The sequence below is a fragment of the Pelomonas sp. V22 genome (genome assembly GCF_030014915.1).
Classification (GTDB): Bacteria; Pseudomonadota; Gammaproteobacteria; order Burkholderiales; family Burkholderiaceae_C; genus JAUASW01.
This window is the reverse complement of sequence record NZ_JAGIXS010000003.1, coordinates 265229-279986: the sequence shown is the minus strand read 5'-3', so window position 1 is coordinate 279986 and position 14758 is coordinate 265229. Positions and strand designations below refer to the sequence as shown.

The 14758-nt window shown below is 69.1% G+C and carries 12 protein-coding genes; 5 read left to right on the top strand and 7 right to left on the bottom strand.

What is annotated here, in order from left to right; translation table 11 throughout:
• Window positions 1-134: 134 nt before the first annotated feature.
• The 4 genes from J7U46_RS13590 to J7U46_RS13575 are packed head-to-tail and all read right to left on the bottom strand — an operon-like array spanning window position 135 to window position 4335.
• Window positions 135-794 (bottom strand): arginine N-succinyltransferase, encoded by a 660-nt coding sequence (locus tag J7U46_RS13590; RefSeq protein WP_282826657.1) that lies wholly within the window; start codon window positions 792-794, stop codon window positions 135-137.
• Complete coding sequence (locus J7U46_RS13585; protein ID WP_282826655.1) at window positions 791-1882, bottom strand: arginine N-succinyltransferase; 1092 nt, start codon at window positions 1880-1882, stop codon at window positions 791-793. Before J7U46_RS13585 ends, J7U46_RS13590 begins: the two co-directional genes overlap by 4 nt.
• Window positions 1875-2888 carry a GlxA family transcriptional regulator gene (locus J7U46_RS13580; protein WP_282826653.1) on the bottom strand — a complete coding sequence of 338 codons (1014 nt, stop codon included), beginning with the start codon at window positions 2886-2888 and terminating at the stop codon, window positions 1875-1877. Before J7U46_RS13580 ends, J7U46_RS13585 begins: the two co-directional genes overlap by 8 nt.
• 13 nt (window positions 2889-2901) lie before the next feature.
• Window positions 2902-4335 (bottom strand): cyanophycinase, encoded by a 1434-nt coding sequence (locus J7U46_RS13575; RefSeq protein WP_282826650.1) that lies wholly within the window; start codon window positions 4333-4335, stop codon window positions 2902-2904.
• A 357-nt stretch (window positions 4336-4692) separates the two neighbouring features.
• Here J7U46_RS13575 and J7U46_RS13570 point away from each other — a divergent pair, with 357 nt between their 5' ends.
• Genes J7U46_RS13570 through J7U46_RS13560 form a run of 3 tightly spaced genes read left to right on the top strand, consistent with a single transcriptional unit; the run spans window position 4693 to window position 10624 of the window.
• Window positions 4693-7461 carry a TonB-dependent receptor gene (locus J7U46_RS13570; RefSeq protein ID WP_282826648.1) on the top strand — a complete coding sequence of 923 codons (2769 nt, stop codon included), beginning with the start codon at window positions 4693-4695 and terminating at the stop codon, window positions 7459-7461.
• Complete coding sequence (locus J7U46_RS13565; protein ID WP_282826646.1) at window positions 7439-8524, top strand: serine hydrolase domain-containing protein; 1086 nt, start codon at window positions 7439-7441, stop codon at window positions 8522-8524. Before J7U46_RS13570 ends, J7U46_RS13565 begins: the two co-directional genes overlap by 23 nt.
• A 42-nt stretch (window positions 8525-8566) precedes the next feature.
• Complete coding sequence (locus J7U46_RS13560; protein WP_282826644.1) at window positions 8567-10624, top strand: prolyl oligopeptidase family serine peptidase; 2058 nt, start codon at window positions 8567-8569, stop codon at window positions 10622-10624.
• A 3-nt stretch (window positions 10625-10627) separates the two neighbouring features.
• On the opposite strand, the gene J7U46_RS13555 is transcribed toward J7U46_RS13560, so the two are convergent.
• The 3 genes from J7U46_RS13555 to J7U46_RS13545 are packed head-to-tail and all read right to left on the bottom strand — an operon-like array spanning window position 10628 to window position 12603.
• Window positions 10628-11092, bottom strand: coding sequence for an Rrf2 family transcriptional regulator (locus J7U46_RS13555; RefSeq protein ID WP_282826642.1), 465 nt, complete (start codon window positions 11090-11092; stop codon window positions 10628-10630).
• A 9-nt stretch (window positions 11093-11101) separates the two neighbouring features.
• Window positions 11102-12295: an NnrS family protein gene (locus J7U46_RS13550; RefSeq protein WP_282826640.1), complete on the bottom strand. Its 1194-nt coding sequence runs from the start codon at window positions 12293-12295 to the stop codon at window positions 11102-11104.
• Window positions 12296-12312: 17 nt separating this feature from the next.
• On the bottom strand, window positions 12313-12603 hold the full coding sequence (locus tag J7U46_RS13545; RefSeq protein ID WP_282826638.1) for a DUF2249 domain-containing protein: 291 nt from the start codon (window positions 12601-12603) through the stop codon (window positions 12313-12315).
• Between the two features lie 147 nt (window positions 12604-12750).
• On the opposite strand from J7U46_RS13545, the gene J7U46_RS13540 reads away from it, so the two are divergent.
• The gene (locus J7U46_RS13540; protein ID WP_282826636.1) at window positions 12751-13629 is read left to right on the top strand and encodes an acyltransferase; all 879 of its coding nucleotides are present in this window, start codon (window positions 12751-12753) and stop codon (window positions 13627-13629) included.
• A 16-nt stretch (window positions 13630-13645) separates the two neighbouring features.
• A complete protein-coding gene (locus J7U46_RS13535) occupies window positions 13646-14758 on the top strand; it encodes an HPP family protein (protein WP_282826634.1) in 1113 nt (370 codons plus the stop codon).

Sequence of the window (14758 nt, the reverse complement as noted above, 5' to 3'; positions counted from 1 at the left end):
GGCTGGCGGCGGTTCGGTCCGCGGCCCGGTCGATGCGATCTCCCTCTCTAGTTGAGGCGAATGACTGCTTGCGACCGCCAGCGGGGGCAGCGAGGGGCCGCTTCCGCTGCAAAGCAGCCTCCAGAGGCAAGCCCTCAGACAGCCCCTCCCCGCCCCGCCCTCACATACACCGCCCCCCCATCCACCACATCCACCTGCCCGCTCTCCGCAAACCCCAGCGCCACCAGCGCCTCGACCAGCACGCGGGCATCAGGATCCACGGCGCCAATGGCCGCCTGCGCCGCCTCCGGCAAGAAGCAGGCATACACCGGCTGCCTCGGCAGCAGTGAGGCGACGGAGCTGCGCCAGCTGGGGTCATCGGCTCGCACCTCGCCCGCATAGAAGTGCCGGCCCAGCCCCTGCCAGAAGGGGCTCTGACCCTGGGCATCTCGCAGGCCGGGCAGTCCGACGATGAGCGGTTGGCCGGCAGGGGCGGCGCGTTGCAGGGCCTCTTGCAGCAAGTGCTTCAGCAGCTCGAATTGCGTGGCCTCGTCCAGCGTGCGCTGCCACTCGATGTGGGCCAGTTCGCTGGCGCCGGTGAGGTCGTTGCCGAGCTGCAAGGTGCGGCGGCGCTGGAACAGCTGCAGCGGGCGCGCGGCATGGACCACGCAGCCGATGTGGTACCAGGCGCGGGGCTCTTGCAGGCCGATGTCGTGGCGCAGTTGCAGAGAGGCGAGCACCTGCTCGCCCTGCACAAAGGCGAGCTCGCCGCCGTCTGCGCTGGCGCGCAATTGCCAGGCTTTCGTGATGCTCATGGCAGCTCCTTGTCCAGGGCCGCCACGAACAGGCGGCCCTCGGGCTGCACGCGCAGCGCCTCGCGGGTGGCGGCGTCGAGTGGCAGGAGTTGCTGGCCGTCGGCGCCGGTGGGGGTGGTGCTGCCCACGCCGACCAGGGTGGCGCGGAAGTCCGCGCGGCGGCCGTTGCTGACCAATTGCTGGCGCGGCCCGGCTTCGAGCGGGCCGTCCACGCAGCGGCGGCTGCGCATGCGCCGCACGGTCTTCAGCGATTGCAGGCGCTCTTCCACGGTGGGGCCGCCGTCGTAGATGTTGACGTAGGTGTCGGTGTCGAAGCCCTCGTCCATCAGGATGGAAAACGGCAGCTCGCCCACCGGATGCAGCTGGCCCAGCGCCCATTGGGCGGGCTCGTCCAGCAAGGGCACATAGAGCGGCGATTGCGGCAGCAGCTCGGCGATGGAGCCACGGCCCTGTCCCCGGTTGAGGGCCTCGGCGCTGGGGTAGTCCATGTCGAAGAAGCGCCGGCCCACGCCGTCCCAGAAGGGGCAGCCGCCGCCGTTGTCGTCGGCCGGGCCGGGGTTCTCGGCGGCCACGCGGTCGGAGAAGCGTTCGGCCTGCTGGGCCATGAACATCAGCCGGCCGCGCGAGAGCAGCTGTGGCGCCAGGCTGTCGGCATAGGCGGGCGCGATGTGGAAGCCGGTGAGCAGGCTCACGCCGGTGAGGTCGTGGCAGAGGTGCAGGGTGTGGATGCGGTTGCGCGTGCCCAGTTCTTCGCTGACCTGCACGATGAACTCGCTGCGGTAGCTGTAGAAGCGGTCCTGGAAGCCGGGGCTGGCCTCGATGCCGCTGGTGCCGATGATGCGGCCGCCCTGCTCCAGGTCTTCGAGCACGAAGAGGTAGATCTCCTCGCCGGTGGCCTCGTCTTCACTCTCGAAGGCCTGGGCCGAGCGCTCGAGCTTGTCGAGCAGCACAGCGCTGTCGGTAGGCAGCGAGGAGATGCCGATGGCGCGCTCATGGGCCAGCCGCTCCAGCGCGGCCAGGTCGGCCGGCAGGGCCGGCCGCAGCAGGAAGCGGGCGCCCGCCTGCCGTGGTGCTTCGTGTTCAGTCATGGGTGCCCTCCTTGTCGGGGCTGGTGGCGCGCCATTGGGCGCCGTGGCGGCTGCGCTCGTCGCGCGGGGTGCAGCCGTAGCAGGCCTTGTAGGCGTTGGAGAAATGCGAGGCCGAGGCGAAGCCGCAAGACAGGCCGATCTGCAGCACCGACTGGCTGGTCTGGCGCAGCATGCGCCGCGCGCGCTCCAGGCGCAGGCTCAGGTACCAGCGCGCCGGCACGGCGTCGAGGTGCTGCTTGAACAGCCGCTCCAGCTGCCGGCGCGACACGCCCACGAGACCCGAGATCTCCTCGGTGCTGAGCGGCTCGCCGAGGTTGGCCTCCATCAGCGCCAGGGCCTCGGCCAGCTTGGCCGAAGTGCCGGCGCTGCCCGCGAGGCCCAGCCGCCCTGCCAGCGGCTGGCGCTGGTGCTCCTCACGGCTGCGCAGGCGCTCGAGGCCCAGGCTGGCCGCCAGCTCCTGGGCCAGGCGCTCGCCGTGGCGTTGCCCCAGCCAGTGGATCAGCAGATCCTGACTTGCCGAATGCGCGGCACAGCTGAGGCGGTCGCGGTCGATCTCGAACAGGTGCTGGCTGAACAGCACCTCGGGATGGCGCTCGGCCAGCAAGGGGATGTGCGGCCAGTTCAGCGTGGCGCGGTAGCCGTTCAGGAGGCCGGCCTCGGCCAGCCAGGCCGCGCCGCTGCCTATGCCGCCCAGCACCAGGCCCTGGCGACCACAGCCGCGCAGCCAGTGCAGCAGCGCAGCCTGTGAAGCCTCGGGCGCGGGCGGCAGGCCTTCGGCCACGATGAAGAGCGCATCCAGGCGCTGCTCGCCCTGCTCGCCGGCCAGCTGGCAGTTGAAGCTCAGGCCACAGGCCGAGGTCACGCTGCGCTCGAGGCCCAGCAGCAGGCTTTCGTAGCGCTCGCCTTCGAGCAGGCCGTTCACCGCTGACAGCGCCTCGGTGGCGCCCGCCAGCGACCCGAGGCCGAAGCCGGGCAACAGCAGGAAGGCGCAGCGCCGTTGCAGCATCAGCGCAAGGGCCTCACTTGCTGGCGCCGCCGGCGTCACGCTCGACGACGGCAGGCTGGGTCTCGCGGCGCTTGTCGCCCGCCCAGGGCTGGTACAGCGGCTGCGGCAGGCGCACCGGCGTGATGTCCAGGTAGAGGTTGACCACCGTGTAGTCCTCAGGGCCCAGCTCATCGGTGCTCCAGCCCACCGAACCGGGGCCCTTGTACAGACGGAACACGAAGCCCAGATCGGCCAGCGACTCACCCGGCTTGGGCGCAGCCTCGAAGGCGAGGCCGCGGATCTCGGGCAGCACGCTGTCGATCAGGTAGTGCATGCCGTTGGAGATGGCGGAGTCGCCGAGCATGTCGGAATAGAACAGCGGGTCGGTGTAGTAGGGTTTGTAGCCGGGGCCGGCCGGATCGAGCTTCTGGCCGCGCAGCTTGACGGCGGCAGGCGTGGTGACGCGGGTCTTGAGGTTGTAGCGGTCGCCATGGTCCAGATAGGTGAGCCGTGCACCAGTGAGGTTCAGCGCGCCCAGGGTCAGGTCGGTCTTGATCTCGCTCAGGTCGATCAGCAAGGCGCCCTTGCCGCCAATCACCTCGACCTCATCGCCCTTGATGACGGCGGCCGAGTTCTCTTCGACACCGAGACCCAGCTTGTAGCCCTTGGCCAGCATCAGCGGGATCATGCGGCCGAAGCGGCCTCGCTTGAGGAAGTGCTGGTCGATGAAGAGGTCGGGGCCGACGAAGCCCAGGCCCCGGTCGATCTGCTTGCCCTCGGTCCAGCGGCCTTTCATGATGCTGATGACGCTGGGCGCGTCGCGGAACATCACCGTGCTCATGATGGCCGCGCCGGCCGAGGTGCCGGCCACCACGCCGCCCTTGCGGTAGACGTCCCAGATCGCTTCGAGCATGGGCGTGACCTGGCCGCCCGGGTAGAGCACATCGACGATGCGCTCCTGCGAGCCGCCGGTGAAGAACACGCCCTTGGCATTTCGCACCTTGGCGATCAGGGCCGGGTCGCGCACCACCTTGTTCAGGTCCACCCAGGAGAACTTGGGCGCCACCGGCAGGGCCTCGGCCACGGCGCCGCGCCGCTGCAGCAGCTCGACCACCTGCTTGGCACTTTGCTCAGGGTCTTCAGACGCGGTGCCGAGCACGACAAAGCGCGAGCCCTTGCCGCCGGCCAGCGCGACCAGGCGGTTCCAGACCTCGTCGTTGTCGGACTTCAGCGCACCACCGATGGGCACGGCATGGCCGCGAATCAGGTTGGCATCGGCCGGCGACACCAATTGCACCGGCGCAGGCGCTGCCGCTGCCGGGGCCTGCTGCTTGGGTGCCGAAGCCGGCGCGGCAGGCTTGGCCGGCGTGGCGGCGTGGGCCGTAGCGAGAACCAGAGAAGTGCCGGCCAGCAGCAACAGGTGGCGTACGGCGGAGAGGGCCGGATGGGCGCTTGAGCTGAAAGTCATGTCGGGATCTTGCCTCGAAGTGGGTGGGTGCTTGCGGCCATCATCTCAGCGGCCCGGCCCGGCCTCCATCCCCCCGATGGTGGCGCAGGCGTTTCGCAAAAGTCCATGTCGCTTCGCTGCAAGCGATCAGGGTCGCCGCCCCTCGCACCGTTTGGCACTGTTTTTGGCAACCACACCACAGCTTGCGCGCATGCGACAGCGACTTGCCAGCACGCGACCTCACGCGTGCGCACCCGCTGACGAGCTCCTGGAACGCCTCCATAGACTGGGCACGGAACCTGCCTGTAAGCTGGATCAACACCTGACCCCGCTCTTCGTTCTTTACGTTCCGTTTCGTTCTCAACTCTGGAGTCCCCCATGCCGTTGAAATCGCGTCTGCCGCTGCGCGCTACCGCCGAGGCCAGCCTGGTCCTGCTGGCTTCGCTGCTCAGCCTGCCCGCCTGGTCCCAGACCACCGCCACGCCGGCACCGGCGGCCGATGCCAAGCTCGGCCGGGTCGAGGTCACCGGCTCCTCGATCAAGCGGCTGGAGAACGAAGGCGCCCTGCCCGTGCTCCTGATCACCCGCGAGGACATCGCCAAGGCCGGCGTCACCACGGCCGCCGAGATCATGGCCACTATCACGGCCGGCGCCAACAACCTGACCGACGGCGTGAGCATTGGCACCGGCGGTTTCAAGGACCAGATGGGCTTCAACTCGGCCAATCTGCGCGGCATCGGCGCTTCCTCCACCCTGGTGCTCTTGAACGGCCGCCGCCTGGCCAATTTCGCTTCGCCGGGCGATGACGCCGGCGTGGACCTGAACAACATCCCGGCCGCCGCGATCCAGCGCGTCGAGGTGCTGCTGGATGGCGCCTCCGCCATCTACGGCACGGACGCCATTGGCGGCGTCGTCAACTTCATCACCCGCAAGGACTACCAGGGCGTGCAGCTCGACGCCTCCTGGGGCAAGACGCAGGAAGGTGGTGCCGGCAAGCGCACGGCCTCGATCGCCGGCGGCTTCGGCGACCTGGCGCGCGATGGCTTCAACGTCATGGGTGTGCTCGATGTGCAAAAGACCGACCGCCTGAGCACCGCCCAGCGCCAGTTCATCTCCGACCTCAAGATCCCCGAACGCCTGCCGCATCTGCTGTCCTCGGCTGGCTTCCCCGGCAACATCCGCTTGACAAGCAGCCAGCGCAACTACCTGCAGGCGCAGAACTTCAAGATCAACGGCCACCCGATCACCAGCCGCCAGATCAACCTCAGCGTGCCGAACTGCCAGCCGCCGCACACGCTCTACCTGCCCGACGGCATCGGCGGCACCGACGCCTGCACCTACGACTTCATGCGCGACCTGGAGCTCTATCCCAAGTCGGACAAGCAGAGCTTCCTGGGCCGCGCCGTGGTCGACCTGGGCAGCGGCCACCAGCTGTTTGCCGAGGCTTCGCTGGCCAGCGCCAAGACCTGGTACGTGGGTACCAGCAACCGCGTCGATGCCGACGTGCCGATCTCCACCATCCCGCCCCTGGCCGCCACCGGCCTCGGCGGCGGCACGGTGGTGGTGCGCACCCGCCTGCTGGAAGCCGGCAACCGCACCAGCGAGCTGACCAGCACCGGCAACCGCTTCGTGCTGGGTGCCAATGGCAATGTCGGCGGCTGGGACTACGACACCGCGATCAACATCGCCAGCAACCGCGTCTCCGACCGCGACGTGCACGGCTACCTGCTCTACGACAAGCTGCTCGATGGCTTCCTGACCGGCAAGCTCAACCCCTTCGCCGCCTCCACTGCCGCCGGCAAGGCCTACCTGGACAGCATCCAGGTCAACGACGAGGCACGCCGCGCGCGCGGCACGATGACCTCGCTCGATTTCAAGGCCTCCAAGGCCGTCGCCCAATTGCCGGGCGGCGACCTCTCCGTGGCCTGGGGCGCCGAGACGCGCCGCGAGCAGACCAAGTCCCACGCCTCGGACCTGCTGCTGTCCGACAACATCACCGGCGACTGGACGCCCGGCGATGCCCAGAACACCGACTACAAGCGCAGCATGTGGGCGGTCTACGGCGAGATGGTGGCGCCCGTCACCAAGCAGCTGGAGCTGCAGGCCGCGCTGCGCCACGACCACTACCAGAACATCGGCGGCACCACCAATCCGAAGCTCGGCCTGCGCTACCAGCCGATGAAGTCGCTGCTGCTGCGCGGCTCGGTCAGCACCGGCTTCCGCGCGCCTTCGCTGAACGACCTCTACCGCTCGGTGCGCGTGGGCTCCAGCGCCATCCTGCCCGACCCGATCTACTGCGCCGAGAACGACTGGGACCTCGGCATCTGCGCGCTCGACTGGACCACCCGCACCTACAGCAACCCGAAGCTCAAGCCCGAGCGCTCGCGCCAGTTCTCGACCGGCATCGTGTTCGAGCCCGCGAAGGGCACGACGCTGACCGCCGACTACTTCTACCTGACCAAGCGCGACCTGATCTCCACGCTGGGCGAGGACGTGATCCTCAACAACCTCGGCAAGTACGAGTCGCTCACTCACCGCTACAGCGAAGACGAAAAGCTGCCCGGCTGCGACTATGACCCGGACGACAACTCGATCTGCTACATCGAGCTGCACAAGGAGAACCGCGGCCGCCTGAAGACCTCGGGCCTCGACCTGATGGCCGACGTCCGCGACGTGAAGACCGGTCTCGGCACCTTCGGCTTCCGCCTCACTGGCACGCTGACGCTGATGTCCAAGGAGCAGACCGGCTACGGCGACCCCTACATCAGCAACCTCGGCAAGTTCGTCACGCGCGGCGTGGTGCAGCGCTGGCGCCACCGCGTCACGGTGGACTGGGCGCAGGGGCCGTGGAGCCTGGCGCTGTCCAACCAATACCTGTCGGGCTACGAAGACCAGAACTCGGCCATCGACACCAACACCGGCCTGGTGGTCGGTGCCAACAAGGTCAAGGCCTACTCGCTGTGGGACCTGACCGGCGCCTGGCAAGCCAGCGAATCGCTGACCTTCCGCGCCGGCGTGAAGAACCTGGCGAACACCTCACCGCCGTTCTCCAACCAAGCCTATTTCTTCATCTCGGGCTATGACCCCAGCTACACCGATCCGCGCGGCCGTAGCTACTACGTCAGTGCGCAGTACCGGTTCCGCTGAGCCCGGGCTGCTGGCCCGTCGGGCCTTGCTGCTGGCCGGCCTGGGCGCTGCCCTGCCGGCCGGCGCCGCCGTGGCCTCGCTGGAACATAGCGCGCGGCTCTGGGCCTTCGAGCAGTCGATGCCTGCCCTGCTGGCGCAGTACAAGGTGCCAGGTCTTGCCCTGAGGCTGTGGCAGCAGGGCCAGCCGGTCTGGACCTGCTGCGTGGGCCAGGGCGGCGGCAGCGAGCGCCGAGCGATTGCACCGGACACCATCTTCGAGCTGGCCTCGATGAGCAAACCGGTGCTGGCCTGGCTGGCAATGCAGCTGGTGCAGGCCGGTCGCCTGCAGCTGGACGCGCCCATCGTCGAGACCATCCCGCAGCCGTTTGAACGGCCGCAGCCGGGGCAGGAGCGCATCACCGCGCGCATGCTGCTGTCGCACCAGAGCGGCCTGCCGAACTGGCGCAGCGGTGGTGACGACGCGCCACTGCTGCTGCAGGGCGCGCCGGGCCAAGGCTTCATCTATTCGGGCGAGGGCTACCAGCTGCTGCAGTTGCTGGTCGAGCGCATCACCGGCCTGCCCTTGCAAGCCCTGGCCGAGCGCGAGCTGTTCGGGCCGCTCGGCATGAACAGCAGCAGCTTCGTCTGGCGCCCGTCGCTCGACGCTCGCCGCGCCTGGGGCCATGACGAAGCCGGCGCGCCGCTGTCACGCCAGGACTACAGCAAAGCCAATGCAGCCTACACGCTCTACAGCAGCCTCGACGACTACGGCCGCTTCCTCGCTGCGATGCTGAAGCCGGCGATGAGCGGCGCCATGCTGCAGCCGCAGGTTCGCGCCGCTGACCGCGAGCCCCTGCCCCGCCCCGAGCCGGCACGCGGCCGCGCCATCCACTGGGGCCTGGGCTGGGTGCTGGACGACACGGCTGCCGGCCGCATCGCCTATCACAGCGGCAGCAACAGCACAGGCTTTCGCAGCTACTGCCAGTTCTCGGTGGAACGCGGCAGCGCCTGGCTGTTGCTCAGCAATGGCTTGGGCGCTGGCAAGCTGTGGCGGCACCTGGCAGCGACGCTGGGCGATCTCTGACGCGGTTATCCTGCGCCCCGCAATCATTTCCGGGACGGACCGATGACCCCTAGCTTGCAAAGAATTCGCTGGCGATTGCTGGCCCCCCTGGCCCTGTTCGCTGGCCTGGCACCCCTGCCAGCGCTGGCACAGGACAAGCCGCTGACACCGGTGCCGGCGGCCGCCTTCTTTCGCGAGGCCGACCTGATCGAGGCCGTGCTCTCGCCATCGGGCAAGCGCCTGGCGGTGACCTCGGCGGCCGGCGGTGCACGCATCGGCCTGTTCGTCTTCGACCTGGTCGGCGGCGCCAAGCCGGTGCGCGTGGCCCAGTTCGGCAACGTGGACATCCGCAACGTCGCCTGGGTCAGCGAAGAGCGCCTGGTGTTCAGCGCCACCGACTACACCCTCGGCCGCAGCGCCGGCACCGACGACGAAGGCCCCGGCCTTTACTCGGTCGACCCGCAAGGCCAGTCCCAGCTCGAGCTGATCGAACGCAAGTCCACCATCGTCAGCGATGGCTCGCGCCGCGGCCTCGACCTGAACCACGTCCTGCTCAAGATTCCGGTGCCCCAGCCCGGCCAGGCCAACGAGGAAGTGCTGGTTGCCAAGATGATCACCGGCGCCCGAGGCGAGGCCTCGCGCATGAGCTCGCTGTGGCTGAACGTACTCACCGGCAAGACGCGCAGCACCGGCTTTGCCGAACCTGCCGGGACCATCCAGCTGATGGCCGACAGCCGCGGCCAGGCCCGCATCGCGATCACGCGGGACGGCGTGAAGCAAACCCTGCAATGGCGCGGACCGCAGGACACGACCTGGCAGGTCCTGGCCGAAGGCGATGTGATGGGCATGCCCTTTGCCCCGAGTGCGATCGACGACGCCGGCAAGCTCTACGTCAGCACGCGCGAAGCCGGCGGCGGTCACCTGGTGCTGAGCGCCTTCGACTTCGAGCAGAAGAAGCCGCAGTCCGAACCCCTGGTGCGCGTGCGCGGCTTCGACTTCAACGGCCAGCTGATCACCTCGCGCGGCAACGGCAGCGCGCTCGGCGTGCGGCTCAACAGCGACGCCGAAACCACCATCTGGTTCGATCCCGGCATGAAAGCCATCCAGGCCGAGGTCGACAAGCGCCTGCCCAACCGCATCAACCGCATCGACTGCCGCCTCTGCGGCACACCCGATGCCGTCGTGCTGGTGCGCACCTATTCGGACCGCGACCCTGGCCAGATCTGGATCCACCGCCCGCAGCCGGCCGAGGGCCAGGCCGCCTGGCAGCCGGTCGGTGCGGTGCTGAACGGCATCGACCCGGCCCGCATGGCGGGCGTCGACTTCCAGCGCATCAAGGCCCGCGATGGCCGCGACCTGCCCGTCTGGCTGACGCTGCCGCGCGGCATCGCGCCTGGCAAGCCCGCGCCGGCCGTGGTGCTGGTGCACGGCGGCCCCTGGGTGCGCGGCGGCAGCTGGCGCTGGAACGCCATGCCGCAGTTCCTGGCCTCGCGCGGCTACCTGGTCATCGAGCCCGAGTTCCGCGGCAGCGATGGTTTCGGTTCCGCGCATTTCCGCGCCGGCTGGAAGCAATGGGGCCAGGCCATGCAGGACGACGTGGCCGATGCCCTGCTGTGGGCCCGCACGCAGAAGCTCGCCGATGACCGGGCCTGCATCGCCGGCGCGAGCTACGGCGGCTACAGCACGCTGATGGGCCTGGTCCGCCACCCCGAGCTTTACCGCTGCGGCGTGGCCTGGGCGGCCGTGACCGACCTGGACCTGCTGCTCAAGGGGTCCTGGTTCGTCAAGGACGACGCCAGCGAGCTGAGCCGCCAGTACGGCATGCCCGAGATGATCGGCGACCCGGAGAAGGACGCCGCCATGCTGGCCGCCAATTCACCGGTGCTGCTGGCCGACAAGATCAAGGCGCCGCTGCTGCTGGCCTTCGGCGAGGCCGACGTGCGCGTGCCGCTGGCCCATGGCGAGCGCATGCGCCAGGCCCTGATCAAGGCCGGCAACGAGCCGCAATGGGTGGCCTACCCAGGCGAAGGCCATGGCTGGGGCCTGCTGAAGAACAAAATCGATTTCGCGCAGCGGCTCGAGAGCTTCCTGGCCAAGCACCTGGGTCCGGCGGCACCTTGACGCTCAGCCGCGCGCCTCGCGAACCAGCGGCGCGCGCGCCAGCAACTGCCAGCCGGCATCGGCCTGCGGCGGCCGGCTCAGCAGGTCGGCCAGCGTGTGGGCATCCAGCCGCGCCAGGAAGTCCTGCAGCGCCTGGTCGAGGATGCTGCTGAGCTTGCAGAAGCCTGTCAGCTTGCACTGGTTGGCTTCGCCCAGGCATTCGACCAGGTTGAAGTCCGGCTCGACCGCCCTCACCAGGTCGCCAAGGCCGATCTCACCGGGCTCGCGCGCCAGGCGCATGCCGCCGCCCTTGCCGCGCACCGTGGTAATCCAGCCGCCGAGGCCCAACTGGTGGGTGATCTTGGTCAGGTGGGCTTCGGAGATGTCGTAGGCGGCCGCGATCTCGGCCGTGGTGCAAAGTCGCTCGCGGTTCATGCCGAGGTAGATCAGCAGTCGCAGCGAGTAATCGCTCATCGTGGTCAGGCGCATGGCGGCATCCTAGCCGGGCAGGCCATCGGCGCGCGGGCGCATCAGCATGGGCCCGTAGCGCCACAGGTAGAGGCCGAAGGCGAACACCCACAGCAGGGTCGAGATCTGCACGCTCACCAGCAGCGCCGCCGGCCACAGCAGCGGCACGAAGACTCGCACGACGGCCGCCAGCCCGAGGGCAAGATAGGCCAGCAGCTCCACCGGCCCGGCCTGCAAGGGGCGGCCGGTGTGGCCGAGGGCGGTGCGCGTGATCATGCCCATGGTGATCATGCCGATCAGGCCCAGCGTCAGTGCATGGGTGGCCGGCCCGCTTGCCCACCAGCCGAGCTGCGCACCGAAGCGCAAGGCCAGGTGGACGGGCAGCCAGGCATAGGCCAGCTGCAGCACCCAGACCAGGGGCTTGGCCAGCACGCGCCAGGGCTGCCACAGCAGCAGGCGCAGCGCATGGACGACGGCAGCCAGGGCCAGCAAGGCCAGCAGCGGCAGGCCGGTGATGCCGAGGCCGTCAAAGGCCAGCAGCGCCAGCACCGTACCCAGCGAAGCGCGCTCGACGGCGGCCTTGCGCTGCGCGTTCAGGCCCGGGACGCCGTTGTTGGAGAACATGGGCAGGATGCGGCCTGCCATCACCGCGATCATGAAGAGCACGATGTCCAGCGCGACCGGCAGGCCGAGTCCCGTGGGCAGTTGCAGCAGCCCCATCAGGTTCAGATGCAGCACGCCGGCGGCCGCGCCCATCGCCACCAGCAGGCCCACGAAGAAGTAGTTGCGGCGGTTGCTGCCTCGCTTGAGCGCCCGCCACAAACCCCACGCGCCCCCCCAGGGCACGGCCAAGTTGACGAGCAGGGCGGCCCAGGTCCAGGGGGTCAGCACGAGCACCCGGGCCAGCAGCCACAGCGCCGCCAGCAGCATCAGGGGCCGGCCGGTGGGCGTGGCCTGGCCCGACCAGTTGCGCCCGGCGGTGAACAGGAAACCGATCACCACGGCCAGCGTGTAGCCGAACAGCATCTCATGCGCATGCCAGGCCGAGCCGCGCAGCAGCGGCGCCTGGATCAGGCCGGAGAACTGCAGCGCCCACAGCGGCACGCTGAACAGCGCAAAGCCCGCCGCCAGCAGATAGAAGGGCCGGAAGCCCAGTTCCCACAGGGCCCAGTGCTGCTGCACGCGGGGCCGGGGTTCCTGCAACTGCAGATAGACGCTGCTCATGCCGTCTCCCGGGAGCTTCAGCCGCCGCAGCAGCCGCAGCAGCTGTTGGCCTCGCCGGTGCGGGCAATGCGCACGCGCCAGAGCTGCGGGCCGCGCTCCAGGTACTCCCACCCGAACTGCTGCGGCCAGCGCGCCTCGAACTGCTGGCGCAGCGGCAGCGGGTCGTGGTCGTTGGTCAGCTCCAGCGCATCGCCGGCCGCCAGGCGGGTGAAGCTGTCGAAGATCAGCGCATGGCGCTCGTAGGGCGGGATCCGCCGCAGATCCAGCGGCAGATGAACGGGTGCGGCGGTGTCGGGACTGCAGCTCATGGGGCTTCCTTTTAAAGTTCCATACAAGATGCAGCTATTCTGAGCCGACCGACCTTTTAAATCAATATTTACAATGCAGCTTTTGATCTGGCGCAAGTTGCCTGGCCGCTTGCCCGGGAGGTGGCAGCAGGCCGGCTACAGTTCCGCATGCTCCTGAGAAAACTCCTGCCTGCGCCGTTGCTGGGCGCCCTCACCGGAACCCTGCTCGCCCTGAACACGGTGCTGACCTTCAGCCTGATGATTCCGTTCGCCCTGATCAAGCTGGTGGTCCCGGGCTCAAGGGCCTTCTGCGACAGCGCCTTGAACGGCCTCGCCTCCAGCTGGGTGGGACGCAACAACGCCTGGATAGCGGCCGTCTGCGCCACAGAATGGGATGTGCAGGGCGTCGAGGGCCTGCATGCGCGCGGCTGGTACCTGGTCTCGCCCAACCACCGCAGCTGGGTCGACATCCTGGTGCTGCAGCGGGTCTTCCACGGCAAGATTCCCTTCCTCAAGTTCTTTCTCAAGCAGGAGCTGATCTGGGTGCCGGTGATCGGCCTCGCCTGGTGGGCGCTGGACTTTCCCTTCATGAAGCGCGGCCGCAGCGCCGGCGCGCAGGCCAGCGACCTGGACACCACGCGCAAGGCCTGCGAGAAGTTCAAGACCATCCCGACCACGGTGATCAACTTCGTCGAGGGCACGCGCTTCACCGAGGCCAAGCGGGCTCAGCAGAAGAGCCCCTACCAACACTTGCTGCGGCCCAAGGTCGGCGCTCTGGGCATTGCCCTGGCAACGATGGGGGAGCAGTTCGAGGCCCTGCTTGACGTGACCCTGGCCTACCCCGACGGCACGCCCACCTTCTGGCAACTGCTCAGCGGCCATTGCGGCCGCGTGGTGGTGCGGGTACAGCAGCGCGAGATCCCGGCCGACCTGGTGGGCGGCAACCCGATGGCGGACAAGGCCTTGCGCGGCCGCATCTCCGGCTGGATCGAGGCTCAATGGGTCGAGAAGGACGCGCTGATCGAGCAGTTGCACCAGCGGCGCTGAACGCCAGCCTCCGCGCATGCCACGGCCCGCCTTCCGCTCCTGGCTTGCCGCGTTCCGGCCGGCGCCGCTCGCCATCGACTGGCGCGAGCGCGGCCGCGTGGTGCTGGGTGCCACGCTGGGCATCGCCCTCACGGCCTGGATCAGCCATCTGCTGTGCGGCTCGATCCAACCTTGGCTGGTGGCGCCCATGGGTGCCAGCGCGGTGCTGGTCTTCGGCGTGCCGAACAGCCCGCTGGCCCAGCCCTGGGCGGTGCTCGGCGGCAACACGGTGTCGGCCCTGGTCGGCGTGGCCTGCATGCAGCTCACGCTGCCGACCGAATGGGCGGCGGCCCTGGCCGTGGGCGGGGCCATCGCGGCCATGCTGGCCCTGCGCTGCCTGCATCCGCCCGGTGGCGCTTCGGCCTTGCTGATGGTGCTGGCCGGCGTCCATGACCCGGTCTTCGCGCTGCAGCCCGTGCTGCTCAATTCACTGCTGCTGGTGCTGGCCGGCATGGCCTACAACCACGCCACGCGGCGCCCCTACCCCCATCTGCCGGCCCCGGCGGCGCCCGAGGCCGAGCTGGACCTGGACGCCGTGCTGGCCCGCTACAACCAGGTGCTGGACATCGGGCGGGACGAGCTGCGCGCGCTGATCGAGGACACGCAGCTGCAGGGCTACCAGCGCCGCCTGGCCAACCTGCGCTGCGGCGACATCATGTCGCGCGCCCTGATCACGGTCAGCCACCGCACGCCGCTGCAGGAGGCCTGGGCGCTGTTCCGCGCCCACCGCATCAAGGCCCTGCCGGTGATCGATGCGAACGGCGAGATCGTCGGCATCGTCACTCCGGCCGACTTCATGCGGGCGGCCGAGGCCGACGCCGATGGCACGTTCGAACAGCGCCTGCGCCGGCTGCGCGACTGGGCGCTGCGGCCCGGCAACACGCCGGACGAGGTGGTGGGCCACATCATGACGCGCCAGGTGCGCGTGGCCCAGGTCGACCGCCACCTCGCCGAGCTGATCCCCATGTTCGGCAGCACCGGCCACCACCACATTCCCATCGTCGCGACGGGCAAGAAGCTGGTGGGCATGATCACCCAGTCGGACGTGGTGGCGGCCCTCAGCCGCAGCAGCGGCGAAGCGCCGCGCTGA

Coding starts and splice junctions, on each gene's coding strand:
- J7U46_RS13590 (WP_282826657.1), bottom strand. CDS start 794: ATGAGCATCACGAAAGCCTGGCAATTGCGCGCCAGCGCAGACGGCGGC.
- J7U46_RS13585 (WP_282826655.1), bottom strand. CDS start 1,882: ATGACTGAACACGAAGCACCACGGCAGGCGGGCGCCCGCTTCCTGCTG.
- J7U46_RS13580 (WP_282826653.1), bottom strand. CDS start 2,888: ATGCTGCAACGGCGCTGCGCCTTCCTGCTGTTGCCCGGCTTCGGCCTC.
- J7U46_RS13575 (WP_282826650.1), bottom strand. CDS start 4,335: ATGACTTTCAGCTCAAGCGCCCATCCGGCCCTCTCCGCCGTACGCCAC.
- J7U46_RS13570 (WP_282826648.1), top strand. CDS start 4,693: ATGCCGTTGAAATCGCGTCTGCCGCTGCGCGCTACCGCCGAGGCCAGC.
- J7U46_RS13560 (WP_282826644.1), top strand. CDS start 8,567: ATGACCCCTAGCTTGCAAAGAATTCGCTGGCGATTGCTGGCCCCCCTG.
- J7U46_RS13555 (WP_282826642.1), bottom strand. CDS start 11,092: ATGCGCCTGACCACGATGAGCGATTACTCGCTGCGACTGCTGATCTAC.
- J7U46_RS13550 (WP_282826640.1), bottom strand. CDS start 12,295: ATGAGCAGCGTCTATCTGCAGTTGCAGGAACCCCGGCCCCGCGTGCAG.
- J7U46_RS13545 (WP_282826638.1), bottom strand. CDS start 12,603: ATGAGCTGCAGTCCCGACACCGCCGCACCCGTTCATCTGCCGCTGGAT.
- J7U46_RS13540 (WP_282826636.1), top strand. CDS start 12,751: ATGCTCCTGAGAAAACTCCTGCCTGCGCCGTTGCTGGGCGCCCTCACC.
- J7U46_RS13535 (WP_282826634.1), top strand. CDS start 13,646: ATGCCACGGCCCGCCTTCCGCTCCTGGCTTGCCGCGTTCCGGCCGGCG.